Below are 6758 nucleotides of genomic sequence, written 5' to 3'. Positions count from 1 at the left end.
TCGGGGCACAGGGGTGGGGGTGGGGGGTGGGGGCGTCCGCGACGTCGTCGACGGCGTCGGGCGCGGAAGGGCTCCGGGGCCGGACCGGCCGGCCCCGGAGCCCGTGGTCACTGCGAGACGCGGACGTAGTCGACGATCATCTTCTGCGGCAGGACGGTGGTGGCGTCGGGGTTCCCGGGCCAGTCACCGCCGACGGCGTTGTTGAGGATGATGTAGAAGGGGTGGTCGTACACCCAGGGGCCGCGGGTCTGCTCCAGCGTCGAGCGGTCGACGGTGAAGAAGCTGTGGCCGTCCACCGCGAACGTCATGTGGGTGGAGTCCCAGTCGACGGCGTAGGTGTGGAAGTCGGAGGCGAAGTCCGACCCGGCGAGGGTGTACGGCGAGCCGTAGCCGCCTCCGCCGTTGTAGGCCGGGGCGTGCAGGGTGGAGTACACCGAGTCCGCGACCTTGCCGACGTGCTCCATGATGTCGATCTCACCGCAGTTCGGCCACGGCGTACCGGACTTGAAGTTCGAGCCGAGCATCCAGAACGCGGGCCACAGGCCCTGCGTGCCGCTGACCTTGATGCGGGCCTCGACGTGCCCGTAGGTGAAGTCGAGGTGGCCGTGGGTGTTGATCCGGCCGGAGGTGTACTGGCCGTTGGCCTCCTTGCGGGCCTCGATGACGAGGTTGCCGTTGCCGTCCAGGTTGGTGTTGTCACCGTTGGTGTAGAGCTCCAGCTCGCCGTTCTGGCCGTTGCCCGGGTCCTGGGTCCACTTGGCGGGGTCCGGCTTGGTGTTCGCGGCGCCGTTGAACTCGTCGCTCCACACCAGGCGCGGCGGGTTGGCCGGGTTCGGCGGGAGGGCGGGCGGTGCGGTGGGGCTGCCGCCGGTGCCGTACACGTCGAAGGTCCACAGCGAGTAGCCGTAGCCGTTGCTGCGCGCGGTGCCGTACATCCGCACGTACCGACCGGTGCCGTCGACGTCGAGGGTCTCCTTGAAGCCCTTGCCGTTGGTGGTGGAGTACACGCTGGTCCAGGTGTTGCCGTCCGGCGAGACCTGGATCTGGTACGCCTTGGCGTACGCCGGGTCCCACTGCAGCACCACCTGGGTGACGTGCGCGGTCGCGCCGAGGTCGACCGCGATCCAGCCCGGGTCGACCCAGCCGTTGACGTCACTGGTCGCCCAGCGCGTCGCCGGGTCCTCGTCGAAGGCCTTGGCCGGCGTGCAGCCCGTGCAGCTGCCGCTGTCCTGGTAGGTCGAGGCGGTGGCGGGCTTGCCGTACGAGAGCAGTGTCTTCCCGCCGCTCGGGGTGCCGCCCCCGCCGCCGGTGAAGACCTGGAACTCCCAGAGCGAGTAGCCGTACTGGGTGGCGCGCTGGGTGCCGAGGACGCGGACGTACCGGCCGGTGCCGGACAGGGTGATCAGCTCGGTCGCGCCCCGGCCGTCGGCCGTCGAGTGGACGGTGCTCCAGGTGGTGCCGTCCGCCGAGACCTGGATCTGGTACGCCTTGGCGTACGCCGCCTCCCAGGACAGCTGGACGCCGCAGACGTTCTGCGAGGATCCCAGGTCGACCTGGAGCCACTGCGGGTCGGCGACGGCCGAGGACCAGCGGGTGCCGGTGTTGCCGTCGACCGCGGAGGAGGCCGGCGTTCCGGCGTTCTCGGTGGAGGAGGCGGTGGCGGTCTTGTTCAGGGCGGCGTTGGTGGTCGAGCAAGTACCGGTGCCGGTGCCGGTGCCTGCGGTGCCGTAGACCTGGAACTCCCAGAGCGAGTAGCCGTACTGGGTGGCGCGCTGGGTGCCGAGGACGCGGACGTAGCGCCCCGTGCCGTTCACGGCCAGGCTCTCGGAGCCGCCCCGCCCGGTCGTGGTCGTGTAGGCGTTCGTCCAGGTGGTGCCGTCGGTGGAGGTCTGGATCTGGTACGCCTTGGCGTACGCGGCCTCCCAGGTGAGGACGACGGAGGTGATGGTGTCCGTGCCGCCGAGGTCGACCTGGAGCCACTGCGGGTCGGAGGCGGCCGACGACCAGCGGGTGCCGGCGTTGCCGTCGACCGCGGAGGAGGCCGGCGTTCCGGCGTTCTCGGTGGAGGAGGCGGTGGCGGTCTTCCCCTGCGACAGCAGGGTGCCCTCGGCGCGGGCGGGAGCGGCCTGGTTCACCGCGAGGGCGAGGGTCGCGATCAGGACGGCGACGAACGCGAAGACCAGTGGGCGGGGTGGTGCGGCGAGGGCGCGATGTGGGGGGCTACCTGTCACAGCATCTCTCCTGGAGTGGTCCTGAATGAGAGAGCGCTCTCTCATGGCGTGATGATTGCGCCGCTGTTGCGCCCACGTCAATGAAATGAACAAGTTCCGAAACAATGAGCGTCAATCGGTGCACCGTGGATCGGTATCCGGGCATCGAAGTGGGTGTTCGGCGCACCGCCGGCCTCATCCCGCTCGCTCGCGCCCCACAAGGTGGACTCGGCGAAAGACCGACGCATCCCCAGGCCGGGACGTCGAGGTGGAGCCGCGCTCGAAGAAGCGGCAGACCCGCGACTGCGGGGGTCCCGTGCGGAACCGGGGCGATCCGACAGACGACCACCTGGACGCGACCGAGCACCTATCCGTTCAAGAGTCGAATCGACTTCCCTGCCGCGATGGCGTCGCGGGAGGGCGCCCGACGAGCCGTGCTCCGCCATTTGGGAGAGCGCTCTCCCGGGCTCTCCTGGGTATCCGTCGCCACGCGACCCGGACGGCGAGGACGTCCGGGACCGCGCCGCCGCCCGGCCGATCCTGGAGAGGACCGCCCGCCGTCCAGCACGCCACCCCCAGGGGCCTGGCCGCCCTCGCCTCCCGGCCGAAAGCCGAAGTCGACCGTCAGGGAGGCGTGTTGGCCGGCGGTGACCTGCCCGGCTTCGTCGGACTCACCGTGGCCTTCCACCGCTCCTCCGTCGAGGCCGCCGGCCACCAGGTCCTGCGCTCGCACGTCGGCGACGCCTGCGGCTTCGACCTCTGCCACCTGCGCGTCCGCCCCTCTGCGACGCACAACAGGCTGACCCCGGGCCCCGGGCCGGAAGGACACCACCGCGGCCCCGCCCCTCGCCCGCCCCGCCGACCGCCGGATCGTGCACCGCCACCGCGTCAACGCCTTCGAGACCGCCTTCGGCGGCCGACTCTCCGCCGGCCGCCGCAGCTCAACCGGTCGAGCGACACCGGTTCACTGGACAGCCCCCGGCCCGACGATCCGGTGGGTGCCACCGGTCGGCGGGCGAGCCGCGACCGCTGCGGGTGCCCGCCTGCTACCGGTCGAGACCCAGACCGGCCCGAACACCCGGGCCGTGGCCCGGGTCGTTCCCGTGGTCCGCGGGTTCGAGCGGAAGCGGGTTCACTGCGAGTTGTCCTCTCCTGCTGCCACGCGGGATCGGTGCGCCTTCTTCCGCATGGGGGGACAGCGTCTCCAGGGGTCGCGCCAGCAGCTCGGAGAAGGCGAGTTCCGCGGCGCCGATCAGGATGGCGTCGCCGCCGAGTTCGCTGACCCGCAGGCGCAGGTGCTCCCGGCAGGCGAAGAGGGCGCTGGTGTTGACCCGGCTGCGCACCTGCGCGGCGGAGCCGAGGTAGACGTCGCGGAGGGTGCCGCCGAAGACGATCAGGTCCGGGTTGAAGAGGTTGGCGAGGGTGCCGATGCCGATGCCGAGCCAGTCCCCGACCCGGTGCAGGGCGGCGCGCGCGGTGACGTCGCCGAGGTCGGCGGCGGTGACGACGGCGCGCACCGCTCCGGCCCCGGTGACGCGGGGGTCGCGGCCGGCGGCTTCCAGCAGGGCGCGTTCGCCCGCTTCGGCCTCCAGGCAGCCGTGGGCTCCGCAGCCGCACGGTCGTCCTCGGTGGGGGTTGACGGTGATGTGGCCGATCTCGCCGGCGTAGCCGCGTCCTCCGCGCAGGAGTTCGCCGTCGACGACGATTCCGGCGCCGATGCCGATCTCGCCGTGCAGGTAGATGAGGTTCTGGCTGCCGCGTCCCCCGCCCCGCCGGTGTTCGGCGAGCGCGCCGAGGTTGGCCTCGTTGGCGACGAGCACGGGCACGGGCACGTCCAGGTGCAGCCTCCCGGAGAGTTCGGCGGCGAGGTCGACGTCCTTCCAGCCCATGTTGGGGGTGAGGCTGACCAGGCCGTCGGGGTGGCGGACGATGCCGCGCACCGCCACGGCCACCCCGACACAGGAACCACCGGCGGGGGCGGCGGACAGGACGTCGTCGGCGTACTCGGCCAGGATGTCGGCCACTTCCGCCGGGTCCTGCGGGCGCTCCGGGGACCAGGCGCATTCGCGCCGGTCCAGGAAGACGCCGCCGAGACCGATCAGGGCGGCCGTGAGGCGCTCGACGCCGACGTCCAGGGCCAGCACGTGCGCGCGGGTGGCCACGGGCCGGACCACCAGGGAGGGGCGCCCCGCGCGGCCGGTGACCTGGGGCAGTTCCTCGCGGACCAGACCTGCTGCGGTCAGGTCGTTGACCAGGGCCAGGATGGTGCTCCGGTTGAGGCCCATCCGGGTCGCCAGGTCGGCCCTGGAGGTGGGCCCGCCCAGGTGGACGTGGCGCAGCAGCGCCCCGAGGTTGTGCTGGCGGATCTCTTCTTGGGAGGGGCCGGCTTTCATCGGGGCGCGAACCTCATCGTTGGACGGAACGGCGGCGGGACAGGGCATCCACGCCGGCGGCCACCAACAGTACCGATCCCGTGACCGCGTACTTGACGCCGGAGCTGTACCCCATCAGTCCCATGCCGTTCTGGATGACGGCGACGACCAGGCCGCCGAGCACCGCGTCGACCACCCGGCCGCGGCCGCCGAACAGGCTGGTGCCGCCGATGACGGCGCTGCCGACGGCGAGCAGCAGGACGTTGCTGCCACCGGTGTTGGGGTCGACGGAGTTGCCGCGGGAGGCGGCGATGATGCCGCCGACGGCGGCCAGGCAGGAGCAGATGACGAAGGCGCTGATGCGGATGAAGGCGACGTTGATGCCGGCCCGGCGGGCGGCTTCGGGGCTGCCGCCGACGGCGTAGACGTGCAGGCCGAAGCCGGTGCGCTGCAGGGTGAGCGTGCCGAGCAGGAGGAGGGCCGCGATGACGGGGACGACGATCGGGACGCCCTTGAGGGAGCCGACCAGGACGTTGCGGCTGCGTTCCTGGTTGAGCAGGTACACGGCCGTGCCGCCGAGGACGACGATCGCGCCGATCCGCGCGGCCAGGACGGAGGAGGGGATGCCGGGCAGGCCCCGCTTGCGGCGGTCGCTGCTGCGGCGCAGTTGCAGGGCGACGACGGCGACGACGCAGACGGCCAGCAGGGCCCAGCCGAGGACGGGGCTGAGGTTGTCGTTGGCGATCGCCAGGATCGTCGGGTCCTTGATGGAGACGTTGGTGCCCTCCTTCAGCAGGATCAGCACGATCCCCTGGAAGCCGAGGAACGCGGCCAGCGTCACCACGAAGGAGGGGATGCCGACCTTGGCGACGAGGGTGCCCAGCAGCAGGCCGATGGCGGCGCCGGTGAGCATGGCGGCGGCGGTCGCGGCGTACCAGGGCCAGCCGTGGTTGGTCAGCAGGATGGCCAGGACGGCGGCGCAGACGCCGCTGGCGTACCCGGCCGACAGGTCGATCTCGCCGAGCAGCAGGACGAAGACCAGGCCCATGGCGATGGCGATGCTGCCGGCGCTCTGGGTGAGCAGGTTGGCGAAGTTGAGGTTGGAGAGGAAGACCGGGCGCAGGACGGCGAAGAACACGCACAGCACGACCAGGCCGCCGACGGCGGGCAGCGAGCCGAGCTCGCCGCCGCGCAGGCGTTCGACGTAGGTGCGGCAGACGTCGCGCACGGTGGTGCCGGCGGGGGCGCCGTCGCCGGGGGCGAGGGGCCGGTTCGGCTTGTCGGGCTTCTGCGGCGCGATGGCGCTGTTCATGCGGCGGCTCCGTTCGCGGTGGTGGTGAGGCCGAGGTCGCCGCTGCGACCCGAGGTGATCAGCTCGACGACCTGGGCGTGGGTCACGTCCGAGGTGGTGACCTGGGCGGCCATGCGGCCCAGGTAGAGGGCGGCGATCCGGTCGGAGACCGCGAAGACGTCGTTCATGTTGTGCGAGATGAGCACGACGGCCAGGCCGTTGTCGGCGAGCCGGCGCACGAGTTCGAGGACCTGGGCGGTCTGGGCGACGCCGAGGGCGGCGGTGGGTTCGTCGAGGATGACGAGCTTGCTGTTCCACAGCACGGCCTTGGCGATGGCGACGGTCTGGCGCTGGCCGCCGGAGAGGCTGGAGACCTTCTGGCGCAGGGACTTGACCGTGCGCACGGACAGGCCCTTCAGGGTCGCGGCCGCCATCTCCTCCATGGTCGAGTCGTCCAGGAAGGCACCGCGGCGCTTCTCCCGTCCGAGGAACATGTTCTGGACGATGTCGAGGTTGTCGCACAGCGCGAGGTCCTGGTAGACGATCTCCACGCCGAGTTCGGCGGCGTCGCGGGGGCTGTGCACCTGGACCGGCCGGCCTTCGAAGAGGTAGTCGCCGGCGTCGATGGGGTGGATGCCGCCGATGCACTTGACCAGGGTCGACTTGCCCGCGCCGTTGTCGCCGACGAGGGCGGTGACCTCTCCCGCGTAGGCGCTCAGGGCGACGTCGTGCAGGACCTGGACGGCCCCGAAGCTCTTGTCGATCCCGCGCAGTTCCAGGATCGGTGTCCGTGTCATGGGGAGGGTGCTCCTCGGTTCTGGGTGGTGCGGGATGCGCTCGGGCCGGTGGCCGCGGGTGCGGTCCGCGGCCGGCCGCGGCGGGACC

The 6758-nt window shown here is 71.8% G+C and carries 4 protein-coding genes; all 4 read right to left on the bottom strand.

Annotation, left to right across the window (positions count from 1 at the left end; translation table 11 throughout):
• Nucleotides 1-107: 107 nt before the first annotated feature.
• Nucleotides 108-2183 (bottom strand): discoidin domain-containing protein, encoded by a 2076-nt coding sequence (locus tag OO48_RS25540; protein WP_033220311.1) that lies wholly within the window; start codon nucleotides 2181-2183, stop codon nucleotides 108-110.
• Nucleotides 2184-3256: 1073 nt separating this feature from the next.
• Nucleotides 3257-4603, bottom strand: coding sequence for an ROK family transcriptional regulator (locus tag OO48_RS25535; protein ID WP_081952367.1), 1347 nt, complete (start codon nucleotides 4601-4603; stop codon nucleotides 3257-3259).
• A gap of 13 nt (nucleotides 4604-4616) precedes the next feature.
• On the bottom strand, nucleotides 4617-5894 hold the full coding sequence (locus OO48_RS25530) for a sugar ABC transporter permease (protein WP_033220288.1): 1278 nt from the start codon (nucleotides 5892-5894) through the stop codon (nucleotides 4617-4619).
• Nucleotides 5891-6670: an ATP-binding cassette domain-containing protein gene (locus OO48_RS25525; RefSeq protein WP_033220287.1), complete on the bottom strand. Its 780-nt coding sequence runs from the start codon at nucleotides 6668-6670 to the stop codon at nucleotides 5891-5893. The genes OO48_RS25530 and OO48_RS25525 overlap by 4 nt, the downstream gene beginning before the upstream one ends.
• Nucleotides 6671-6758: the final 88 nt, after the last annotated feature.

Origin of the sequence: Kitasatospora phosalacinea, from assembly GCF_000716545.1 — a bacterium.
Taxonomy (GTDB): domain Bacteria; phylum Actinomycetota; class Actinomycetes; order Streptomycetales; family Streptomycetaceae; genus Kitasatospora; species Kitasatospora phosalacinea.
This window is presented reverse-complemented; position numbering and strand designations above follow the sequence as displayed.